Annotated in this window: 13 protein-coding genes and 1 pseudogene; 9 read left to right on the plus strand and 5 right to left on the minus strand. The window is 69.8% G+C overall.

Features of this window, described 5'->3' with window-relative positions; genetic code table 11:
* Positions 1-29 precede the first annotated feature (29 nt).
* The gene (locus tag IEZ12_RS30110; protein ID WP_229848297.1) at positions 30-644 is read right to left on the minus strand and encodes a YbhB/YbcL family Raf kinase inhibitor-like protein; all 615 of its coding nucleotides are present in this window, start codon (positions 642-644) and stop codon (positions 30-32) included.
* A 142-nt stretch (positions 645-786) separates the two neighbouring features.
* Between IEZ12_RS30110 and IEZ12_RS30115 the strand changes: the two genes are divergently transcribed.
* The 4 genes from IEZ12_RS30115 to IEZ12_RS30130 all read left to right on the plus strand — a co-directional run bounded on the left by IEZ12_RS30115 (position 787) and on the right by IEZ12_RS30130 (position 4,399).
* Positions 787-1,677: a helix-turn-helix domain-containing protein gene (locus IEZ12_RS30115; protein ID WP_189276485.1), complete on the plus strand. Its 891-nt coding sequence runs from the start codon at positions 787-789 to the stop codon at positions 1,675-1,677.
* Between the two features lie 45 nt (positions 1,678-1,722).
* On the plus strand, positions 1,723-2,166 hold the full coding sequence (locus IEZ12_RS30120) for a very short patch repair endonuclease (protein WP_229848299.1): 444 nt from the start codon (positions 1,723-1,725) through the stop codon (positions 2,164-2,166).
* Between the two features lie 93 nt (positions 2,167-2,259).
* A complete protein-coding gene (locus IEZ12_RS30125) occupies positions 2,260-3,219 on the plus strand; it encodes a DNA cytosine methyltransferase (RefSeq protein ID WP_189276487.1) in 960 nt (319 codons plus the stop codon).
* Positions 3,220-3,229: 10 nt separating this feature from the next.
* Positions 3,230-4,399, plus strand: coding sequence for a DNA cytosine methyltransferase (locus IEZ12_RS30130; RefSeq protein ID WP_229848301.1), 1,170 nt, complete (start codon positions 3,230-3,232; stop codon positions 4,397-4,399).
* Positions 4,400-4,437: 38 nt separating this feature from the next.
* Here IEZ12_RS30130 and IEZ12_RS30135 read toward each other — a convergent pair whose 3' ends face one another.
* The 3 genes from IEZ12_RS30135 to IEZ12_RS30145 are packed head-to-tail and all read right to left on the minus strand — an operon-like array spanning position 4,438 to position 8,401.
* Positions 4,438-5,292: a DUF6339 family protein gene (locus tag IEZ12_RS30135; protein WP_505744225.1), complete on the minus strand. Its 855-nt coding sequence runs from the start codon at positions 5,290-5,292 to the stop codon at positions 4,438-4,440.
* Positions 5,293-5,342: 50 nt separating this feature from the next.
* Positions 5,343-6,320 carry a hypothetical protein gene (locus tag IEZ12_RS30140; protein WP_189276490.1) on the minus strand — a complete coding sequence of 326 codons (978 nt, stop codon included), beginning with the start codon at positions 6,318-6,320 and terminating at the stop codon, positions 5,343-5,345.
* Complete coding sequence (locus IEZ12_RS30145) at positions 6,317-8,401, minus strand: helix-turn-helix transcriptional regulator (RefSeq protein ID WP_189276492.1); 2,085 nt, start codon at positions 8,399-8,401, stop codon at positions 6,317-6,319. The genes IEZ12_RS30140 and IEZ12_RS30145 overlap by 4 nt, the downstream gene beginning before the upstream one ends.
* A 342-nt stretch (positions 8,402-8,743) precedes the next feature.
* Here IEZ12_RS30145 and IEZ12_RS30150 point away from each other — a divergent pair, with 342 nt between their 5' ends.
* From IEZ12_RS30150 to drmB, 5 genes are all read left to right on the plus strand, one after another.
* A complete protein-coding gene (locus IEZ12_RS30150; protein ID WP_189276494.1) occupies positions 8,744-9,139 on the plus strand; it encodes a hypothetical protein in 396 nt (131 codons plus the stop codon).
* A 107-nt stretch (positions 9,140-9,246) separates the two neighbouring features.
* Positions 9,247-14,031 carry a DEAD/DEAH box helicase gene (locus tag IEZ12_RS30155; protein WP_189276496.1) on the plus strand — a complete coding sequence of 1,595 codons (4,785 nt, stop codon included), beginning with the start codon at positions 9,247-9,249 and terminating at the stop codon, positions 14,029-14,031.
* On the plus strand, positions 14,028-15,950 hold the full coding sequence (locus tag IEZ12_RS30160; protein ID WP_229848305.1) for a UvrD-helicase domain-containing protein: 1,923 nt from the start codon (positions 14,028-14,030) through the stop codon (positions 15,948-15,950). Before IEZ12_RS30155 ends, IEZ12_RS30160 begins: the two co-directional genes overlap by 4 nt.
* Positions 15,951-15,979: 29 nt before the next feature.
* A complete protein-coding gene (locus IEZ12_RS30165; protein WP_189276552.1) occupies positions 15,980-19,183 on the plus strand; it encodes a helicase-related protein in 3,204 nt (1,067 codons plus the stop codon).
* Positions 19,184-19,186: 3 nt separating this feature from the next.
* The gene (drmB, locus tag IEZ12_RS30170) at positions 19,187-21,031 is read left to right on the plus strand and encodes an MrfA Zn-binding domain-containing protein (RefSeq protein WP_189276500.1); all 1,845 of its coding nucleotides are present in this window, start codon (positions 19,187-19,189) and stop codon (positions 21,029-21,031) included.
* Between the two features lie 171 nt (positions 21,032-21,202).
* Here the strand turns inward: drmB and fusA are convergent.
* Positions 21,203-21,467 (minus strand): annotated as a pseudogene (fusA, locus tag IEZ12_RS39340) (elongation factor G); the annotation flags it as partial.

Below are 21,467 nucleotides of genomic sequence, written 5' to 3' on the forward strand. Positions count from 1 at the left end.
CTGCAGGTCGGGCTCGTTGTACGCGGCGACTACCGCGCCGCCACTCCCGTGGTCTGCCCGTACGCCAGCACGTGCCCGCCCAGGGTGAACGCGGCGACGGCCGGCGACGTCGCGGCCGGCAGCGCCAGGCTGGGCGTGTCCAGCGCGTAGACGGTGATCCGGTAGCGGTGCGGGCGGTCGCCGACCGGCGGGCAGGGGCCCAAGTAGCCCGGCAGACCGGCATCTTCGGTTCCGGACACCGCACCGGGCGGCAGGGCGTTGCCCAGTGCGGTCGCGGTGGCGGGCAGGTCCCAGCTCAGCCAGTGCCAGAAGCCGGAACCGGTCGGAGCGTCCTGGTCGAACATGGTGACGGCGAAACTGCGCGTTCCGGCGGGAGCACCGCGCCACTCCAGTCGCAGCGGACGGTTGCCGCCGTCGCAACCGAAGGAGTTTGCCCAATTGGCGCGCGGGAACGTTCCGTTCACCAGGTCGGGACTGCTGACGGTGAACCGCGCGGCGTCGACGGGAATCCCCGAACGCACCGAGACCCGGCCGAAGTCACGGAAGTCTCCGCGGACTTGGGCACTCGAATCGGCGGCGCCGAGCAGCGTCAGGGCGGCGGCGGAGCTCAGCAGAAGAGCGGTGGTGCGGGACAGGCGTGGCACGAGGCATCTCCCCCCAGGTCGGTTGCGGTGCTCCAACCCTCTTCCGTGCCGCGGCACTTGGGGAGCCACGCCGCATGGTGGCATCCGGCGTACCAGGATCGGCGCTGGACGCCCCGGGCCGCCCGTACGCATCATCGACACCATGACCACCACGCCCCGACCCGCGCCCCAGCAGGCCGAACTGGCCGCGTTCCTGCGGGCCAAGCGCGCCCGTCTGCAGCCCGAGGACGTCGGCCTGCCGCGTGGGCCGCGCCGTCGCACCCCGGGGCTGCGCCGCCAGGAAGTCGCCCAGCTGGCCGCCGTCAGCGTCGAGTGGTACGTCCGACTGGAACAGGGGCGGGTCGGCACCCCGGGCACGGCCGTCCTGGACGCGCTCGCCGACGCCCTGCGCCTGGCCCCGGACGAGGCCCGGCACCTGCGCCTGCTCGCCCGCCGCGAGAGCCGCCACGCGGCTCCCGCCGCCGGACCGGACCGGCAGGTCCGCGCCTCGCTCCGCCAACTCCTGGACGGCATACCGCTGTTCCCCGCCTACCTCACCGATCACCGGCTCGCCGTGCTGGCCCACAATGCGGCGGCCCGAGCCCTGTTCGGGGCCGGATTCGGCACCGGCCGGGCCGACAACACCGCGCGGACACTCTTCCTCGACCCGGCCGCACGCGCCGGCCAGCTCGACTGGCAGCGGATCGCCCGGGAGACCGTCGGCCACCTCCGGGCCGGCCACGCCCGCCACCCGGGCGACCCCCGAATGGCCGCACTGGTCGCCGAACTGCGCTCCCACAGCAGCGAGTTCGACACCTGGTGGACCGACCACACCGTCCTCGAACGCTCCACCGGCAGCAAACGCGTCCGCCACCCCGAGGCCGGCGAGCTCCGACTGCACTACGACATCCTCTCCACCGGCCCCACCACCGACCACCTGCTCTTCACCGTCACCCCGGCCGACACCGCCACCGACCACGCCCTCCGCCGCCTGGTCACCGCCCACACCACCGGAACCGCAGGCACCACCGTCCACCCGATCAACGCCGCCTGACCCATCCACCTCCGGTCTGTCGGCAGGCCGGCGGATACTGGCGACATGCCGCCCACCGCGTCCTCGCCGTCCGTCGCCGCCCGGATGAGCCGCCAGTCCTCCCGGGACACCGCCCAGGAACTCGCGGTCCGGCGTCTGCTGTACGCCTCGGGCCTGCGCTACCGGGTCAACGCCAAGGTCCCCGGCCTGCCGCGCCGCACCGTGGACATCCTCTTCCTCGGCCCCCGCGTCGCGGTCTTCCTGGACGGCTGCTTCTGGCACGGCTGCCCCGAGCACGCCACCAGCCCCAAGGCCAACGCCGAGTGGTGGCGCACCAAGCTCGACCGCAACATCTCCCGCGACCACGAAACCACCGCCCACCTCACCGCCGAGGGCTGGACCGTCCTCCGCTTCTGGGAACACGAACCCCCCGAAGAGGTGGCTCGCACCGTCCACGACCTGGTCGTCGCCCGCCGGAGTCTTCGGCATCGGTCCCCGACGCAAACGTGACCCCTTCTCCACCGGAACGATCTAGTCTGGCGGCGAACGGTTGCGAACGCGCACGAGGCAACAGTGTCCGAGCCAGGCCACGGAGGTGGAAATTTGAGTCCCCGGCGCTTCACATCCCTGGAGATCTGTTCCGGCGCGGGCGCACAGGCCCTCGGGCTGGAACGCGCCGGCTTCGACCCGGTGATGTTGATCGACAACAAGGCGCATGCGTGCGAGACGATCCGCCGTAATCGGCCGGACTGGCAGGTGCGCTGCGAGAATGTGATCGATTTCGATCCGGTCGATCATCCAATGGTCTACGACGTGGATCTGCTCACCGGCGGCCTGCCTCGGATCAAGTCGATGGCAGCGGTCCGCCGGGCCGAGGACGAGACCGAGCGCAGGTTGCTGAAGGCCGCCGTCCTGCTGCTGACTGCCGTCCGGCCACAGGCACTGCTGCTGGAGAACCTGCCCGACCTGGTCGAAAAGGACGAGTTCACCGACGACCGGTCGTGGATCGAGGACGAGTTGGCACACGCCGGCTACCGGCCCCACTGGCAGGTCCTGAACGCGGCGGACTACGGCGTTCCACAGAACCGTCGGAGCGGCTTCCTGGTCGCCCTGGCCGACAGCTGTCGCGGCGACTTCGTCTGGCCCGAGCCGGGAACCGGCTCCGCCGTCACTGTCGGCGAGGCCCTCGGCGATTCGATGGCGACCCACGGATGGCCCGGTGCGCGACGGTGGGCCGAACAGGCCGACCGCCCGGCACCCGCGCTGGTCGGCGGATCCGACCGCCACGGTGGGCCGGACCTCGGCCCGACAGGCAGCAAGCGCGCCTGGGCGGCCCTCGGGATCGACGGCAGGGGCATCGCCGACGACTATCCTGCCGCCGACTTCCCACTCGACGGGGTCCCCAGACTCAACGTTCGCCAGGCAGCGACGATTCAAGGAATCCCGGAGGACTGGGTCATCCACGGTCGGAAGACAGCCGCCTATCGACAGGTCGGGCACGCAATGCCGCCTCCGCTGGCCACAGCCGTGGGCCGCGCCATCGCGACTTCGCTGGGCAGTTAGGATCTCCCCCATGCACTCCGTCGCCGAAGCCCCCCTCGACACCTTCGTTCCCGGGGCAGCCGACGACCCGGTGGCCGAGATGGACCCGGACCAGGATCGCTCCGAGATTGTCGACCTGTTCGCAGGACCGGGCGGGCTCGACATGGCCGCGCAGGCACTTGGCCTCACAGTGACCGGCATCGAGTGGGACGACGATGCATGCCGCACCCGGCTGGCCAACGCTCTGGAAACCAGGAAGGGCGACGTCCGGAAGTTCGGCCCCGGCGATTTCCCGAACGCCAGGATCCTGGCCGGCGGACCACCGTGCCAGACGTTCACCGTCGCGGGCAGCGGTGCCGGGCGCCGCGCTCTGGACCAGGTGATCGCCTACGGCCGCCGGATGGCCAACGGCGAGGACATTCGAGCGGAGCTCGACTCGCACAAGGACCCTCGCACCGGCCTGGTACTCGAACCGCTGCGCTGGATCCTGGAGGCCCTGAAGGTCGGCCGCCCGTACGAGGTGATCGTGCTGGAACAGGTCCCGGCTGTCCTGCCGGTGTGGCAGGAGTACCGGCGCATCCTCGGGGAGCGTGGCTACTCGGCGGAGTGCGAGGTACTGCACACCGAGGAGTTCGGTGTGCCGCAGACCCGCCGTCGCGCAATCCTCATCGCCCGGCTCACGACAGCGAACACCGCCCTGCATCCGCAGGTCGAGATGCCCGTCCCGACCCACCAGCGTTTCCACAAGGGTGAGCGGCCGGTTGCGAACGGCAAGCTCCTTCCCTGGGTGACGATGGGCGAGGCGCTCGGCCGGAAGGACAAGTTCAGGATCGTCTCCAACTACGGCACGGGCGGCGATCCCAAGGCCCGCGGCCAACGCACCTCGGACGAACCCGCGTTCACCGTCACCGGCAAGGTCTCGCGCAACCGCGTGGTGCCTGCCGGCCAGGAGCCGGACCCGAAGAAGGACGCACGGATCGGCGAGGAGGAAGCCGGCCGGCTGCAGACCTTTCCCGCCGCCTACCGATGGTCCGGCCGAGCGGTGGCACAGCAGATCGGCAACGCGATCCCGCCCCGGCTCGGGGTGCATGTACTCGCGGCGGCGTTGGAACTCGGGACCGAAGAGGTCGCAGCGGCCCTGAAATGGCTGGAGAACTGGCAGCCTTCCGAGCCGGCCAGGACCGAGGACGCCGAAAGCTGAGCCGCGGAGACCCGACCGATCGGGTCTCCGCGGCGAGGTCAGGCGGAATCCGCCGCGCGCTTGCGGCTGCGATCGCGCAGCGGTGCCCCGTCGGCGAGCTCCTGGAACATCAGGGTGAGCCGATCCACCGAGGCACGCCGTGCGGTGCCGTCCTCCGGCCCGTCCGGCAACCGGTCCCAGGGCACCGGAGGCGCGCCCTCCGCGTCGTCGATCCACGCGAACAGTGCTTCCTGGTCCGGCAGCTCGTCCGGGGCGAGGACGTCGTACAGCAACGTGCTGCCGGCGGAGTTCACCGCCGTGCACAGGGCGTTGACCCGGTCGCCCAGCCGGGTCGCGCCGGACCTGACCATGCCTTCCAGGACCCTCACCATGGCCAGGGCGGTCGGCTTGTGGTCGATCGTGTCGAGACGCAGCACAGTGTTGAGCATGTCCTGGTTTCCGCATGCCACCTCGACAGGCCGGTAGTCGGGCCCGTCCCGGAACATCTCGGCGGCCCACCAGAGCCGGGCGAAGGCCTGACTGTCCTGCGGACCGGCGAAGCGCGGTGTGTTGACCTTCTTCGCCGTGCCATCCTTGGCCTCCCCTGTGGCGAGGTGACGCCACAGGACGTAGTCCGGGGCGACCGCGAGCGCGAGGAAGTTCCACAGTTCCGGTCTGGCGGCCTCGGCCCGGGTCATCCGGAGGGTCGCGTGCAGACGCGGCGCCAACCAGGCATCGGCTTCGGTCCGGGCGTCGGCGAACCGGGACATCGCCTCGTCGAGGATCTCCTTCAGCGGCCCGGTGCTCCACCGGGCCGATCCGTCCTCGATCGAGCCGGCAGCTCGCAGGATCGCCACCTGCGGAAGTCGCTCGTGTCCCGAACGCACGGCGTTGGTCAGATACTTGGACGCCACCGCCGAGGGGAGCAGTGCGAGCCGATCGGGAACATCGGCACCGGACCGGTTCAACGGGCTGCACCTTCCTGGGGTCGGGACACCGCGCGGAGAGCGGTGGTCAGGTTCTTCGGGGCCTGGGCCCGACGAGAAGCCGCGAACTGGATCCTGGACTGCAGTTCGGCCCAACCATGCCCCTCGGTTCGCCGGCTGTGGATCTCCGCAAGGGCGTCCGCGAGGGGAAGCCCGGGGAAGACATCCGGAAGCATGGCGCGCAGGACGGGTTCCTTCCAGCCGTCCGGCACCTGCGGGGCACCGTCGTCGTCGACCTCCAGGTCACCGACGGCAGAATGGAACATCGCTGTCCAGGCATCGCCGGCGATCTGGGTGGCAACGAGTCCGGCAGCCGCTTTCTCCAACGGTCCGCGAGCTCCGTTGAGCAGCGCCCCCAGCCCTTCGAACGAGGTGTTGAGGAGCACGGTGGGCAGTTCACCGGAGGTCTCGACCAGCCAGGGGGCTTCCTTGAACGGCCTCAGCCATTCCTGCGGCCCGTCCCGGAAGTCCTCCTCCACGATCTCGATGTCGCGCTGCCGAACCGCAGTCCTCGCGAGAAGGTCGACCACCCACGGCACGTCACCGGTCCCGATGACCCGCCCGTCGATGCCGTCGTACGAGCCGACCACGCTGACCTGAAGGACGGCACGGGCGACATACATGGAACGGCGAAGACGTATCTCGCCTCGCCACCGAGTGTCGTCGCGGCGACGTTCCAGTCGTGCGACCGTGCGGGAGTTGGTGGCGCCCTCCGTCAGAACGGCCACGCAAGCGACCGAGGCCCAGGGGCCGTCGGCCAGTTCGTCGTTGGGCAGCCCGACCTCGAGTTCGAGGGTGGCCTCCTCCCAGTCGTCGCGTCCGGCCAGGTGCAACGCGACAACCTGTTCACGTGGGGAGATCAGCGAGAACGGCAGGGCCTTCCCGTCGATGCCGGCCTGACGCACGGTGATGTCGACACGTCCGGCGAGAGTCGGGTACGGGTACACGGTGCTCATGCCGGAACCTCCTGGGCCTGACGGATGTCCACAACCACGCCCGCCAACGAGGCCGGGACGGGATGGCTGTCGACGGCGGTGGTCCCGGAGAACCTTGCGGACCGCACCTCGGGGTCCACGACGATCCTGCCGTCGAGCACCCGACAGTTCTCGTTCGCGGTGAGTTCGGCCCACCTGAGAGCGGGCCTGCTCCCGGAGCGGACGTCGAACTTGGCGACGGGCACGAGCTGCCAGGAATCGTCCCGCTGCGGGACCTTCAGCGTCACGTCGAGGGTCCACGATCCGGAGGCATCGACCCTGCCGCTCACCCGGTCCACCACCGGGTAGCCCTCGACCCGTCGGCTGCCGGCGGACGGAAGGTCCAGCCGCAACAGGCCGCGCAGAATCTCGGGTCCGTCACCGGTCGGCCGGGTCGAGCGACGCCCGACCACCGCGCGCAGGGCCGCGTCGACGGCCGCGTTGAACTCGGTGAGCCGGCGCGGCGCGTTGAGGTACGTCGCAGTGAGCTCGTCGGTGGTGCCCCACCGGTCGTGCTCCGGTGGCTCGGCGGCGCGCAGGAACGCCTCGGCCGCCCGGACCGACTCGTCGTCGTTCCCGGTCGCGAACCCGGCGAGCAGCACCGCCTGGAACGGATCGACGCCGAGGCCGAGGTTGCGCGGGCGCCTGGTCGTCACCGTCATGCGGGTACCGCGCATGCACACGATGCGGCTGTGCTCGGTGTCCGCGTCGTCCGCAGGCGTCACCAACAGCACCGCCCGGTGCTCGCGCACCCCGCTCCCGCGCCCGGCCGCCCGCAGCGCGGGAATGTCGAGCACCACGTCGGTCGCCACCACCTGGTCCGCGGCGGTGAGTTCGGCAACGGTCTCGCCGTCCAAGTGGGACCGCAGGGCACGGGTGAGCGCGGGGTGGCGTTCCGTCGGGTCGACCCGGCGCTCCTCGACGACCGTGACCCCGTCCTTCATCGCCCGTACCGATGCCTCAAGCACTGCGGGAGTGGAACGGCCGGCCGTCATGGCCGCCCAGAAGTTGTCGGCGAGCGCCTCGACGAGCGCGTCGTACGTCTCCTTCAACGTGCTGCTGTGCCCGGCGGCGTCGTGGGCGCCGACGATCAGGAACGAGGTACCCGGGTCGTCGCTGTCGCGCTCCAGCCACAGGTCGGCGGCCGTCCGTTCGTCGGCCCACCAGGAGCGCGAAACGCCCTCGTGCTCCTTCTCCGTGTCCGGTTCGCCCAGCCACGCCGGGCCGGCGTACGCCACCCCGTCGACCGTCCGCCACGGCAGGTCGAGACGGCCCACCACCCGGCGGGCCGTACGCCCTTCGTGGCTCTCCGAAAGGGTGCTGTTGATCAGCACCAGGCCGAGCCGGCTGGCCGCCCACAGGGTGGCCTTGCCCAGGCCGTACGATCCGCCCGCCCGGTCATCACGCTTGTGACTGTCGAGCTGCCGGCGAACCACGGCGGCGAACCGCCCGTCACCGTACTCGGGTCCGGTGAGGCCGGACGCGTTGTAGTCGTCGACTCGCAGCAGCAGCAGCGAGGACTCCTCCCTCAGCAACCGCAGGCCTTCGGCGAGCACCCGGCCGACCTTCTGACGGGACCGGGCCGCCACGTCGTAGTGAGGTTCGAGTTCGTTCCACTTCAACGCGGTGAGGAACCTGTTGAGGTGCTCCCCCGTCAACTCGTGCAGGGTGAAACGCACTCGCACCGGCCGGGCGATGTCGTACCGTTCGTCCATACTGTTCTGGGTCGCCTCACGCGCCAACACCGCCAGGTTCGCGTCGAAGGCGAAGGCCGCCGCGTTGCCGTACTCGCGCCCACCATCCGCGTGCGCGAGCCGGTGGTGCCAGGTGACCGGGCGGGCCGACCCCGCGTCGGTGTCCCTGGTGACCACGGTGGCCAGGTCCGTGCCCAGGAGCTGGGCGATCCTCGGCATGAGTGTGGGCTTCGGCTGCGCCCTGCCGGTCACCCATGCCGACACCGCCGCCCGCGTCAGGTCCAGTTCCTCGGCGAACTGAGCCTGTGTCATACCGACCCGCCGGAGCTGACGCCCGAGCCAGACGCCGAAGTGTTCGCTGTCCTCCATCGCCCCTCTTCCGTTCCGCTGTCGTGCCGGACCAGCGTAGCAGTAGAAGTTGACAGCCCATGGAGTGTCAAATTGCCTTTGACGCCCAGTCGCCCGGAATGCGCCAGCAGTGGAATGGAAGAAAATCTCAATTCTCAATAATTATCCTCAATGTCGGATTTCCGCCTCGTTCGACACCCCTTCGAGGGGGTGGACAGGGCTCACCCGGAGCCGCTAGGGTCCAAGTGTCGAGCAGCCCAACTCCCAAGCGGATACGGCTCACAGACCAACCGGGCCAGAGCTCTGTCGAAATGCAGGTCGGTATCCGGTATTTCATTTGGGAGGGGACCCATGAATTCGTTCTTGACGGAGATGGCGCGCCGTCTTGCGCGCTACGACGCCCTGCCGGACGCCGCGCGCAGGGAGGACTACCGCGCGAGGGTGTGGGGGGTCGAGGAGTACGAGGTGGAGCACTGGCGCTCCGAGGTCGCTGCCCAGCTGCGCGCCCGGGCGACGGTGGCCGAACAGCTCGCGCGTACCGAGGAGGAGGCCGTGCAGCCTCCCGATCACGGGCGTGTCGTGCAGCCCCGCCCGCAGAAGCGCGGCACTTCCGGCGCCTCCCGGGGCAAGGGGCGCCCCTGGACGCCGATGCCGTCGGGCGGTCCCGGCCGTCACGGACGGACCGAGTCGACGGTCCCGCCGTCGGCGGACGTGCCGCGCCGGGTTGTCATGACGATCACCATCACGGTCGAAGGCTGACCGCGGAGTTCACCCTGCGCGGGTGCCGGCGCACATGCGCCGGCACCCGGCCCTTCATCTCCTCGTCCCTTCCCACGGCCGGGACTCCCTCCCGAGACAGGTGCTCCATGACCGACCCGCAGTCCGCACTCCCCGTCATCGCCACCGTGCTCCGCCAGTCCGCCGTCGTCCTGGAGACCTACCGGGTCGACCCGGGGCTGGTGCAGGAACATGCGAACGGCGAGCGCCGCATCACCCAGGGCGGTTACGGCGAGCGGCAGTTGTTCGAACTGGTGCAGAACGCGGCGGATGAGATCGCCGCCGCACCCGGCGGGAAGCTGCACGTCGTCCTGACGGACAAGTACCTGTACTGCGCCAACGAGGGCAACCCGGTCACGCCACAGGGCGCCGAGACGATCCTGCGGATGAGCGTGTCCCGCAAGCGCGGAGGACAGATCGGACGGTTCGGCGTCGGCGTCAAGTCGGTGCTGTCGGTCAGCGACAGCCCGCAGTTCTTCAGCGCGAGCGGCGACTTCGGCTTCGACCGTGACTGGTCGGCGGCGGAGATCGCCCAGGCGCTCGGTGTGAGCGGTGAGTTGGACATGGACACCCCGGTGCTGCGGATGGCCCGTCCGCTGGACCGGCAGCAGGAGTGCGCCGACGACTCGGAGTTGGAGAAGCTGCTGCAGTGGGCCACCACCGTGGTCCGGCTGCCGCTGTTGCCGGGTGCCGCCGATCGGCTCGGGTACGACATCACCGGTCACAAGTTCCGCGACGGGCGGGAGATCAAGCCGTTCCCGTTCCACTTCCAGTTGTTCTCCTCGCACGTCGGGGAGGTGCTCCTGCTCGACCAGCGCAAGATGCCGCCGGTTCGGAGGGACATCACCGTCGAGAACAAGGGCATCGGCCGGACACTCAAGGAGATCACCCGCGGCGCGAAGTCGACGACGGAGTCCTGGAAGGTCTTCTCCGTCGCCCACTCCCCCACCGCCGAGGTCCGCGACACTGCCGGCGAACTGCACGACCGCCCGATGATCGACGTCTCCTGGGCCGTTCCCGAGTACGACGTCCGCAACGGGCTGTACACCGTTCCCGTCGGCAAGGGTGAGTTCTGGGCGTTCTTCCCCACCAAGTACGAGGTGTCGCTGACCGGCATCCTCAATGCACCGTGGAAGACGAACGAGGACCGGCAGCATCTTCTGGACGGCAGCCCGTTCAACCTCGAACTGCTCCAGGTGGCAGCCCGGTTGGTGGTCGACAGCCTGCCGGCGCTGGTGCCCGCCGAGGACCCCGCCGCGTACCTCCCGCTGCTGCCCGGTCGCGCCAAGGAGAAGGTGAACTGGGCGGACGAGTACTTCCTCCGACAGGTCTGGTCGATGGCCGCGCAGCGCCCGTCCCTGCCCGACCAGAACGGCGTGCTCCAGATCCCCCGGGACCTGTTCATCACCCCGGCCAACCTGGCCAAGGAATGGCTGCAGATCTGGTCCGAGTACCCCGGGCGCCCCGTCGACTGGGTGCACCCGTCGGTCGACTTCGCCGACAGCAAGACTCGGCGCGGCAAGATGAACCACATTCTGGAGCCCACCGACGGCAAGCCGGAGAGCGTCCGGAGCTGGCTGGAGGCGCTGGTCGCGGACGGCACCCCCGAAGCGTCCTGCCACGCCATCAAGATCCTCTCGGCGATGGTGACGCAGGAACAGGCCCGCCAACTGCCGCGCGACTTCGTGTTCACCCCGGACATCCGCCAGGCAAGGATCGTGCTGACCGAGGAGCACGGCATGGTCGCGCCGGTCGCCGGTGAGATCTTCCACCGGACCTCGGACGACTCGCTGCGCGACGACATGGTCTACGTCGACCCGCGGATCTCCGAACAACCGGAGATGGCCCGGCATCTGCACGCCATCGGCATCCGGGTGGCGGACGCCCAGGGACGTTTCGAGGGTGTGCTCGACCAGGGCTTCGGCCAGTACGACAGCCAGGCCTGGACGAACTTCTGGGTCCTGCTGCGCAGCGCCGGCGGCAACGCGCAGGTGGAGCGGATCCGGGCCAAGGTGCCGAAGCCGCTGGAAACCCTGCACGTGCGCACCGTGGACGGCCGGTTCCGACGCATGCGCGACTGCCTCCTGCCCGGCCCGGTGGTACCCGGCGACGGCAGCAGGGACCGTTCGATCGCCGTCGACATGGCGTTCCACGACGGTGACCGGGCAGTGTTCCGCGAGCTCGGTCTGTCCGACCGGCCGACCCCCAATCACCGCCCCGAGCTGGAGCCGTGGTTCGAGGAGTACCGGGAACTGGTGCACAACGGCTACCTGCGTACGCTGCCGGCCAACGCGCCCCGGCCCAGTCTGAGCCGTCTGACCGTCGAGGGCGCTGCCACCGCGGGCCCGCTGCATCTGCTGCGTGAGCTGTCCGAGGAGGGCCGGGCGGGTTTCGTCGCCGCGCTCCCCGAACTGGGTGTGGTCCAGCAGTGGACCGGGCAGTACGGCGCACAGACCGCCACCCGCAAGCCCGTCGTCTCCCCGTTCCGCTGGATGATCAACAAGTACGGCCTGGTGAACACCTCGCTCGGCCTCACCCGGATGTCCGAGGCGGTCGGCCCGCAGCTGAAGGACTACGCCACGGTGCTCGCGGTGGCCTCGATCGGCCCGGACCTCGCCCGGCGGCTCGGCATGCCCGTCACCGCCGACGAGGTGCCGGCGGACCGTTGGAGCAAGCTGCTGGACCGGGTGCTGAAGAGCGAGGACGACGCCTTCGTCGGTCGGGCCTACGCGCAACTGTTCCGGGTCGCCTTCGAGTTCCCCGACGGTGTACTGACGCGGTGTCGAGTGGGTGCCGGCTGGGAGGAGCGGCCGGACGGCGAGATCGCGGTGGCCACCAACCAGGCCGAGTACGACGAGCTGGTGCGCGAGCAGTTGCCGGCGTTGCTGGTCGCCGACCGTTCCGACGCCGCGACGGCCAAGGCCATGATCGAGGAATGGGGGATGTCGAAGGTCTCCGACGTCATCACCAAGGAGCTCGCTCCGGTCAAGGTCGGCGCGCCGGTTCCGCTGTTCGACGTGTACACCACGGTCCGGGCCCGGCTGGGCAACATCGGGAGCAACCTGAAGATCCAGCGTTGCTCGGCTCTGGACCGGATCATCCGCACCGCCACGGCCAGCACGCCCACCCCGATCAGGTTCGCCAAGAAGGGGAACACCCTGTACGTACTGGACTCGCTCGACCGGCTGCAGGTGCTGCGCGCGGCCGACGAGGAGTTCAAGTGGGGTTTCGGCGCAGCCGGCTGCAAGCAGGCGTTGGAGCTGCAGGACCGTCAGGAGCAGAACCAGCAGTTGCAGGAGCGACTGCGTGCGGTCCGCGAGAGCGAGAGCGTCATCGACAAGATCGCGCTGCTGATCGGACGTGAGGCGCTGCAGCGCGGGCTGCCGCCGGGGCTGTTGGACAGCGAGTTGGAGGAGAACGGCGGGGAGGAGCCGAGCGAGCGGCGGATTGCCGAGATGGCGTTCAACTCGCACGGCGAGTCGATCCTCCGAATGCACGAGCGGGACCTGTCGCTGGAGTTCCCGACCCGTGCGCCGAGCTCGTTCAACGGCAGTGAGAAGGCCCGTCGGTTCGTCGCGGACCTGAACTTCCCGGATTCCTTCGCGGGTGCCCGGGTGCCCTCCCTGGAGGCCAGGTTCGAGGTGGACGGGCCGAGCGAGTTCCCCGCCCTGCACCCGTACCAGGAGCAGCTCGCCAAGGCTCTGCTCGGACTGCTGGAGAGCCCGGTGCCGCGGCGCGGCATGCTCGGCATGCCGACCGGTGGCGGCAAGACCCGGGTCACCGCCGAGGGCGTGATCCGGTGGATCCGTGAACGGCAGGAACTTCCGGGCCCGGTGCTGTGGATCGCGCAGACCGAGGAGCTGTGCGAACAGGCCGTGCAGAGCTGGCAGTTCGTCTGGTCGAAGGTCGGCCCGGAGATGCCGCTGGTGATCAGCCGACTGTGGTCGAGCAACGAGGCGACTCCGGTCGACGGCCGCCCGCACCTGGTGGTCGCCACCGACGCGAAGCTGTCCCGCTGTCTGGACACCGGCGACTACGCGTGGCTGAGGGAAAGCACCTCGCTGGTCGTGGTCGACGAGGCCCACACCGCGATGTCCCCGCGTTTCACCGAGCTGTTCGCCCAGCTGGACCTGACGCACCATCGGACCGGCAGGCACCTGATCGGGCTCACCGCGACGCCGTACCGCAACAACGAAGAACTGACCAGGTTGCTGGTGCAGCGCTTCGGCGAGCGACTCGACACGGAGGTGTTCCAGGGTGACTTGGAGCACGCCATCAAGCAGCTGCAGGGGCTCGGGGTGCTGGCACAGGTCAGGCACCGGGAGCTGGCGGGCGGTCGGATCTCTCTGAACGCCGACGAGCTCAAGCAGTCCGAGAAGTTCGCCACCCTGCCCAAGGGCGCCGAGCAGCGGCTCGCCGACGACCACGAACGCAACCAGCGGATCGTGGACGAGATTGTCGCCCTGCCCTCGGACTGGCCGGTGCTGGTCTTCGCGACCTCGGTGGCGCACGCCAAGTTCCTTGCCGCCAAGCTCGGCGACCGCGGCGTCACCGCTGCCGCGATCGACGCGAACACCCCGACCGCGGAGCGCCGGCAGCGGATCGACGCTTTCCGCAAGGGGAAGATCCAGGTGATCACCAACTACGGTGTGCTCACCCAGGGATTCGACGCCCCGGCGACCCGGGCGGTGGTGGTGGCCCGGCCGACCTACAGCGCGCACATCTACCAGCAGATGATCGGTCGCGGCCTGCGCGGCCCCCGTAACGGCGGCAAGGAGACCTGCCTGATCCTCAACGTGCGGGACAACGTGACCAACTACGGCGAGAAGCTCGCCTTCACCGACTTCGAGTACCTGTGGAGCGAGGCGAAGTGAGCGCCATCGTCGACGATCACCCGCTGACCGCGGAGCAACAGGCCGTGGTGGACCAGCCGTGGGACGCCCGGGTGCTGGTCACCGCCGGCGCAGGCGCCGGCAAGACCTACACGCTGGTGCGGCGGCTCGACGCACTCGTGGAACGGGAGGAGTTGGAGGCCGGGGAGATCCTCGTGCTCACCTTCTCCCGGGCCGCGGTACGCGAGCTGACCGAGCGGATCGAACGGCGCGCCGGCAGCGCGCAGCGGGTCCGGGCGCAGACCTTCGACGCCTGGGCCACCGCTCTGCTGATCCGTGCCTATCCGGACACCGACTGGTCGACGGTCGGTTTCGACGGCCGGATCGAGGCGGCCACCGAGGCGATCGACCACGGCGCGGTCGAGGTCGGGGAGCAGGGGGTGCCCGCCCATGTCGTGATCGACGAGGTGCAGGATCTGGTCGGCGTCCGTCGGGAAATGGTCGAGGCGTTGCTCGACCGGTTCCAGGAGAACGCCGGCTTCACCGTGGTCGGCGACTCGGCGCAGGCCGTGTACGGGTTCCAGGTCTCCGACCCGGACCAGCGGGCCGAGGAGACCGACCGGTTCCTGGACTGGGTGCGTGCCAGCTTCGGCGAGGATCTGGTCGAGCTGCACCTGGGCGACAACTTCCGGGCCCGCACCGACGTCGCGCGGCTCGCCCTGCCGTACGGAGCCCAACTGCAGCGCCTTCCCCGCGATCCGGCTCGGGCCGCCGATGAGGCGGAACGGATCCACGGAGACCTACGGTCGTTGCTTCTGACGACTCCGAACTTCGGCGGCCTCGATCTGGAGTACGTGCAGGACGCGTTGCGCCACTACCCGGGCACCACCGCGGTGTTGTGCCGGGACAACGGTCAGGCCCTGACCGTCTCCGGTCTGCTCGCCGACGCAGGCGTCCCGCACACCCTTCAGCGTTCGGCGCGGGAGCGTTCGGCTCCGCCGTGGCTCGCCGAGCTCCTGGGTGCCACTGCCGCCTCCACACTCGGCGAGGAGCGTTTCCGTGAGCTGCTCGCCGACATCGAACTGCCCACCGACAGCTCACCCGAGACGCTGTGGCGATCTGTCCGCAAGGTCGCCCGAGGAGCCCGAGGCACCATCGATGTCCCCGCGCTGCACCTGGCGCTGGCCGAACGACGGCTTCCCGACGAACTCACCAGTGTCCGTTCGGCCTCCCTGGTCGTCTCCACGGTGCACCGTGCCAAGGGCCTGCAGTTCGACCGGGTCCTCGTGGTCGAACCGCGGGTTCTGAGGGAGCCCCGGCGGGTCGAGAAGAAGAAGCGCGACTACGACCCGGCGGCGGAGGCCCGACTGCTGTACGTGGCGATGACCAGGGCCCGCGACGACATGTACATCCTGGACGCTCCCAGTTCCTGGCTGGTCCGCAAGGACCGGCGGCTGGACCGGTGGTACCTCGGTGGTCGGAGCGCCTGGGCACGCAATGGCATCGAACTGCTCGGCGGTGACGTGTCGCAGACTCTGCCGCCCGGTACCGAGGACCTCCGGGTCGAACCCCGGGCCTTGATGGAGCACCTGCGCACCGTCGTCTCTCCCGGGGATCCCGCCGAGCTGGTCCTGCTGCACGGCATCCCGGTGGCCGCCGACCAGTCACCGCCGTATGCCGTGGTCATCGAGGGCCGGCCGACGGCAGTCGTCTCCGAGCACTTCCGTACCGACCTGTACCGGATGCTGCAGCGCAACGCGCACAGTCCGGTGGACAGATGGCCGCAGGCGATCACCGGGCTGCGGGTCGACTACGTGGAGAGCGTCGGTGGCAGCGCCACGGTGACGGACCGGGAAGGGCTGGGTCCACAAGGAGTGTGGCTGGCGCCCAGGTTGTGCGGACTCGGGCGTTTCCGGTGGGACAACGAACAGACGATCGGCATTGAAGGGGGCACTGCGTGAGCGAGTCGATCCACCGGGCGCACTACGAGATGTGCGACTCCCTGCTGACAGCGGTGCGCGACGACCTGCTCGGCCCCGTGGGCGGCACCGACGAGGTGCTCACGGGTGACGCGCCGATCACCATGTACCCGATCGGGGTGCTGTTCCCGCGCACCCGCTCGCAGGACGGGCACCGCGAACCGTCCGAGCAGGAGAACGAACAGGACGGCCTCGACACGACCCCGATCACCCGGAGGGTGGTCGAGGAGGAGGCTGCGGACCTCGGGGTCTCCCTGGCCGGCATCCGGATGCCTTCGTCGCTCGGCCTCACGTTCGCCGTGGACCCGAATGTCGCCCCGCGGCTGAAGTTCTCCGTCCGGGCGGCCGTCTACCGGCCCGAGGACGAGAACGGGAAGCCCGTTGCGGCCAAGCGGACCGAGGCTCGCAGCACGAAGGCGCAGAAGGAACACTGGCGTCGGGCCGAACTGCGTCCGGACCCGGTCGTTGTGGACGTGACGGTGCCCGGTTTCCCCGACCTGGATCCACTGCACCCCGGTCTCGAACTCCGGGTCCTGGTGCGTCCGCCCTCGAAGCAGCACGGCACGGTGACCGTGACGGCAACGGTCGTGAACAGTCTGGAGGTCGGTCAGTACGACCTCCGCGACGCCCACTGCTTCTACCAGCCGGTCCTTGAGGTGACCGCCGAGGACGGGACCGCCGCACCGTTCGTGGAGCGGCGCGCGGCGGTCGGTGCGGCCGACTCCGAGCTGGCGTTGAGTCGGATGCTGCACCGGCACGCGCCGACCTTCGCCACCGGGCACGGCTGCGCGGCGTACTGGGAGTGGACTCCCCCGGCCATCGGTGAGGTGGGCACCGACCGGGCCGTGGTGACGTCGGTCCGGACCGAGTTCGTGCCGTCCCACGAGGTGCTGCTGACGGACTCGAACCCGGAGATCGACACCAGCGCACTGACCATGCACGGTCTCGGCACCGCCCCGACCGACGAGATCGTCGCGGCACTGCGTCGGATGCTCGACGGGTACCGGATCTGGATCGACGGCCAGGAGGAACAGAGCCACGCGCTGGCCGGCACCGAGCACGGCCCGATCGCGGTGAAGCAGGTGCGCCAGTGCCGCCGCGCACTCCGGCGCATGCACGACGGCGTGGACCTGTTGGCCGACCCGGACCGGCCGGAGGTGCTTCGCGCGTTCAGACTCGCGAACCTCGCAATGGCCGATCAGCGTGCCCGAACGGCGTGGATCAAGGGGGGCAGGTCCGGTCTGCCCGATGCCTCGGCAGGCCGGTGGCGCCCGTTTCAGATCTCCTTCGTGCTGCTCTGTCTGGTGGGCATCGTGGACCCCGAGCACGAGGACCGCGGAGTGGCCGACCTGCTGTGGTTCCCCACCGGTGGTGGCAAGACCGAGGCCTACCTCGGCCTGATCGCGTTCACCACCTTCCTGCGGCGGCTGCGCGACGGGGCGACGGGTGGCGGCGTCACCGTCCTCATGCGCTACACCCTGCGGCTGCTGACGCTGCAGCAGTTCGAGCGGGCCACGACGCTGATCTGTGCCATGGAACGGATTCGTGCCGAAGATCCGGCGTCGCTGGGCGACGAGGAGATTTCGATCGGCATGTGGGTGGGCCGCTCCGCCACTCCGAACCGGCTGTCCGTGGCCGCCCAGCGGCTGCGGGAACTGCGCAACAATCCGCTGCGGCCGCTTCAGACGGAGAACCCCGTCCAGTTGCGCGGCTGCCCTTGGTGCGGCGAGCCCCTGTCCCCGGACGACTACGCGGTGGACGAGGCCACCGTTCGGATGGTGATCAGCTGTCCCGCTGTCGACTGCGCGTTCCAGACGGGCCTGCCGGTCCACCTGGTCGACGATGCCGTTTACCATGCTCGACCGACCCTGGTGATCGCCACCGTCGACAAGTTCGCCTCGCTGCCGTGGCGGCCCGATTCGGCCGCCCTGTTCAATCTGACCGCTCCGCCCGGCACCCGCCCCCCCGAGCTGATCGTCCAGGACGAACTCCACCTGATCTCGGGCCCCTTGGGCACCCTGACCGGTCTGTACGAGACGGCAGTGGACGCACTCGCCCGACAGCCGAAGGTGGTCGCCTCGACCGCGACCATCCGGCGGGCCGATCAGCAGGGATCCCGGTTGTTCGCCCGTAGGGTCGACCAGTTCCCGCCGGCCGGGCTCGACTCGCGCGATTCCTGGTTCGCCGTCGAAACCTCTCGGGACCGGAAGGCCGCCCGCCGCTATGTCGGTCTGCTCACCTCCAGCACCAGTCAGGCGACGCTGCTGATCCGGGTGTACGCGGCATTGCTGCACCGGGCGGCGACCCGTGGCGCGCCGGACCACGTGAAGGACGCCTACTGGACGCTCGTCGGCTACTTCAACAGCCTGCGCCTGCTGTCCGCAGCGGAACTCCAGGTCCTGGACGACGTGCAGGAACGGCTCGACTATCTGGCAGTCCGGGACGGTGTGGAGCCGCGCCGGGTCGACGGGCTCACCGAGCTCAGCAGTCGGGCCAATGCGAGCGACATCTCCCGACGGTTGAAGGAGGTCGAACGGTCGCTGCCGGAGAAGGACGTCCTCGACGTCCTTCTCGCCACCAACATGATCTCGGTCGGTGTGGACATCGACCGGCTGGGGCTGATGGCGGTCATGGGTCAGCCGCAGACGACCGCGGAGTACATTCAGGCCACCAGCCGGGTCGGCCGGCAGCACCCCGGATTCGTGGCGGTCATGCTCAACTCGGCCCGATCCCGCGACCGTTCGCACTACGAAGACTTCCAACAGTTCCACTCGGCGCTGTACCGGGAGGTGGAGTCCACCAGCGTGACGCCGTTCTCCTCCCGGGCCAGGGAGCGCGGACTGCACGCGGTGATCGTCGCGCTGGCTCGGCTGACCCTGCCGAAGGCGGGCCCGAACGCCGCCGCCGGCAGGATCGAGGATTTCCTGGACGATCTGAACGGCAGCATCCGTCGCATCGTCCTCGACCGTGTCGCCGAGGTCGACCCGGCCGAACTCGACACCACCGCCGAGGCCTTCGACCACTTCGTCCAGGAGTGGAGGTACGCGGCCGAGGACTACTCCGACCTGGTCTACGAAGCGCCCCGGGGCACGCGTGCGCCTGCCTTGCTGAGCAGCTACGACGACGAAGCGCTCACCACCGGGGCCGAGTCGTGGCCCACCCTGTGGAGCCTGCGTGACGTCGATGCCTCGTCCGTCTTCTTCGAGGAGCGCTGAGCTGTGACACCTCTTCCCCCTCGCACCCGCCGTCGGAGCCTGGTCTCCGGCCCGGTCCGTGCCGCCCGTCGACTCGGAGAGATCCGGCGCGCACAGTTGATCACCACGTACGGCGTCGGCGCGATGATCGCGGTGGACAACGAGTCGTTCCTGGTCCGCGGCATCGACTCGTGGGACGTCTCACAGGCACCGGTCGTCGTGGAGCCCCGGCTCTCCGACCAACTGCACGTGTACGAGTTCCGCCTGCCGCCCGCGCCCGACCCGGACCTGGCGAAGGACGGCGTCCGGGCCGTGCGGTTCCCCGAGTGGTACTCCTGCCCGCGCTGCGGCGCTCTCCAGCCGTATCGGAAGTTCAACCCCCCCGCAGGTCGGGCCGAGTGTTCGAACTGTCAGGAAGGCCTGGTCCCGTCCCGATTCGTGATGGCCTGCGCAAACGGCCACCTGGAGGACTTCCCCTACTGGCAGTGGGTGCACCGGAACAACGGTCGAACCGAGACCGGGAGCTGTGGAGGCGGCCTGACGTTCAGGTCGGACGGCTCGACCGCCTCGCTGCGCGCCGTACTGATCAGCTGCAGCTGCGGCGTTTCGGCGTCGATGGAGGGGTCGTTCCGTCGCACGGCACTCGATGACCTGCGCATCCGCTGCGGCGGCCGTCTCCCGTGGTTGAAGGACGCACCTGCCGAGCACTGCACGGAAGCGCCGCGTACCCTCCAGCGTGGTTCCTCCTCCGTCTGGTTCCCCGTCGTGCACTCCGCGCTGTCCATCCCCCCGTGGAGCGAGGGCCTGGCGAAGCTCGCGGCAGGCCTGTACAGCAAGTTGAAGGACGAGGACGACTCCTTCGTCCGCCGGTACCTGCGCGTCGAAAAGATCCTCGAGCACCATCCTGCCTACGACCCCGAGGAGATCGTGTCACTGATCCGCGAACGCCGGGAGACCGAGCGGAGCTCCACGGAGCAGGGCCCGATCGAATCCGGGCAACAGGACGCACCGCGCACGGCGATCTACCGCGACGAATACGACAGCCTGCGCCGGACGCATCGGGAGGATCCCGATGTCGGGGCCCAGGATTTCGTCTGCGAACCGCCGGCCGGGTCGACCGGACCGCTCCGGGAGTCCCACGGCCTCGGCCAGATCATGCTGGTGAAGCGCCTGCGTGAGGTCCGCGCCCTGCAGTCGTTCACCAGGATCGAGGAGCCGGGCCTGGCGGCAATGCCTCGGCACGCGCCGATCTGGCACCAGAGGCAGACGTGGCTGCCCGCGATCGAGGTCCGGGGCGAGGGAGTGTTCCTGCGGCTCGACACCGATCGTCTGCGCCAGTGGGAGCAACTACCCGGCCCCATCTCCCGGGCCCGGCGAATCCGTGCGAACCACGATCGTCTGCTGCACGAGCGCGCCAAGGGTTCGGACCGGCCGGTACCGTCGTCCCACGCCGATCCGCGGTACGTGCTGCTGCACACCCTCGCCCACGTGCTGATCAACGAGTGGAGCCTGGACGGCGGTTACCCGGCCGCCGCACTGCGGGAACGCCTGTACGCGGGCGACGACATGGCGGGAATCCTGATCTACACCGCGACGAGCGATTCGGCCGGCAGCCTGGGAGGCATCGTCGCCCAGGGCGAGCCGGACCGGTTGGAAAGCTCACTGCGGTCGGCGTTGGCCCGCGCCGAATGGTGCTCCAACGATCCGCTGTGCGCGGAGTCGGAGGCCAGTGGCGCCGACGGGCTCAACCTGGCCGCCTGCCATGCGTGCGTGCTGCTTCCCGAGACCAGCTGCGAGAACAACAACATCCTGCTCGACCGGGCCACCCTGATCGGCTCGCTGGACGGATCCTCACCGGGATTCTTCTGAGCCTCCGGCGTTCGGGCCGCAGATCCGAACGGTTCGACGGCCTCGGCGGGCCGAACCGGACACGTCGAGACCGGCACGCCGCCCCCTCCGGCCCGATCTGCTGACACCTGACGGTGATCCTGACTGAGCTGCCCCGCCCGGGATTTCCGGGCGGGGCCGCTGTCGTGCCGTCTACTGCCGGCGCGGGGCCGGGGCGTAGCCGGTCGGGTGGGTGGTGAAGGTGCCGCGGCCCTGGGTGCGGCTGCGCAGGGCGCCGGCGTAGCCGAAGAGTTCGGCGAGGGGGACGGTGGCGGTCAGGGCTGCGTCGGTGGCGCCGCGGGGGGCGGAGCCGTGGACGCGGCCTCGGCGGGCGGAGAGGTCGCCGAGGACGCCGCCGACGGTGTCCTGCGGGACGGTCGCGGTGAGGTCCACCACGGGTTCCAGCAGGACCGGGCTG

Source organism: Kitasatospora griseola, from assembly GCF_014648555.1.
GTDB classification, from domain to species: Bacteria; Actinomycetota; Actinomycetes; order Streptomycetales; family Streptomycetaceae; genus Kitasatospora; species Kitasatospora griseola.

What these genes read in the sequence shown, in the direction of transcription:
- IEZ12_RS30115 (WP_189276485.1), top strand. Translation starts at nt 787, where the DNA reads ATGACCACCACGCCCCGACCCGCGCCCCAGCAGGCCGAACTGGCCGCG.
- IEZ12_RS30120 (WP_229848299.1), top strand. Translation starts at nt 1,723, where the DNA reads ATGCCGCCCACCGCGTCCTCGCCGTCCGTCGCCGCCCGGATGAGCCGC.
- IEZ12_RS30130 (WP_229848301.1), top strand. Translation starts at nt 3,230, where the DNA reads ATGCACTCCGTCGCCGAAGCCCCCCTCGACACCTTCGTTCCCGGGGCA.
- IEZ12_RS30140 (WP_189276490.1), bottom strand. Translation starts at nt 6,320, where the DNA reads ATGAGCACCGTGTACCCGTACCCGACTCTCGCCGGACGTGTCGACATC.
- IEZ12_RS30145 (WP_189276492.1), bottom strand. Translation starts at nt 8,401, where the DNA reads ATGGAGGACAGCGAACACTTCGGCGTCTGGCTCGGGCGTCAGCTCCGG.
- IEZ12_RS30155 (WP_189276496.1), top strand. Translation starts at nt 9,247, where the DNA reads ATGACCGACCCGCAGTCCGCACTCCCCGTCATCGCCACCGTGCTCCGC.
- IEZ12_RS30165 (WP_189276552.1), top strand. Translation starts at nt 15,980, where the DNA reads ATGTGCGACTCCCTGCTGACAGCGGTGCGCGACGACCTGCTCGGCCCC.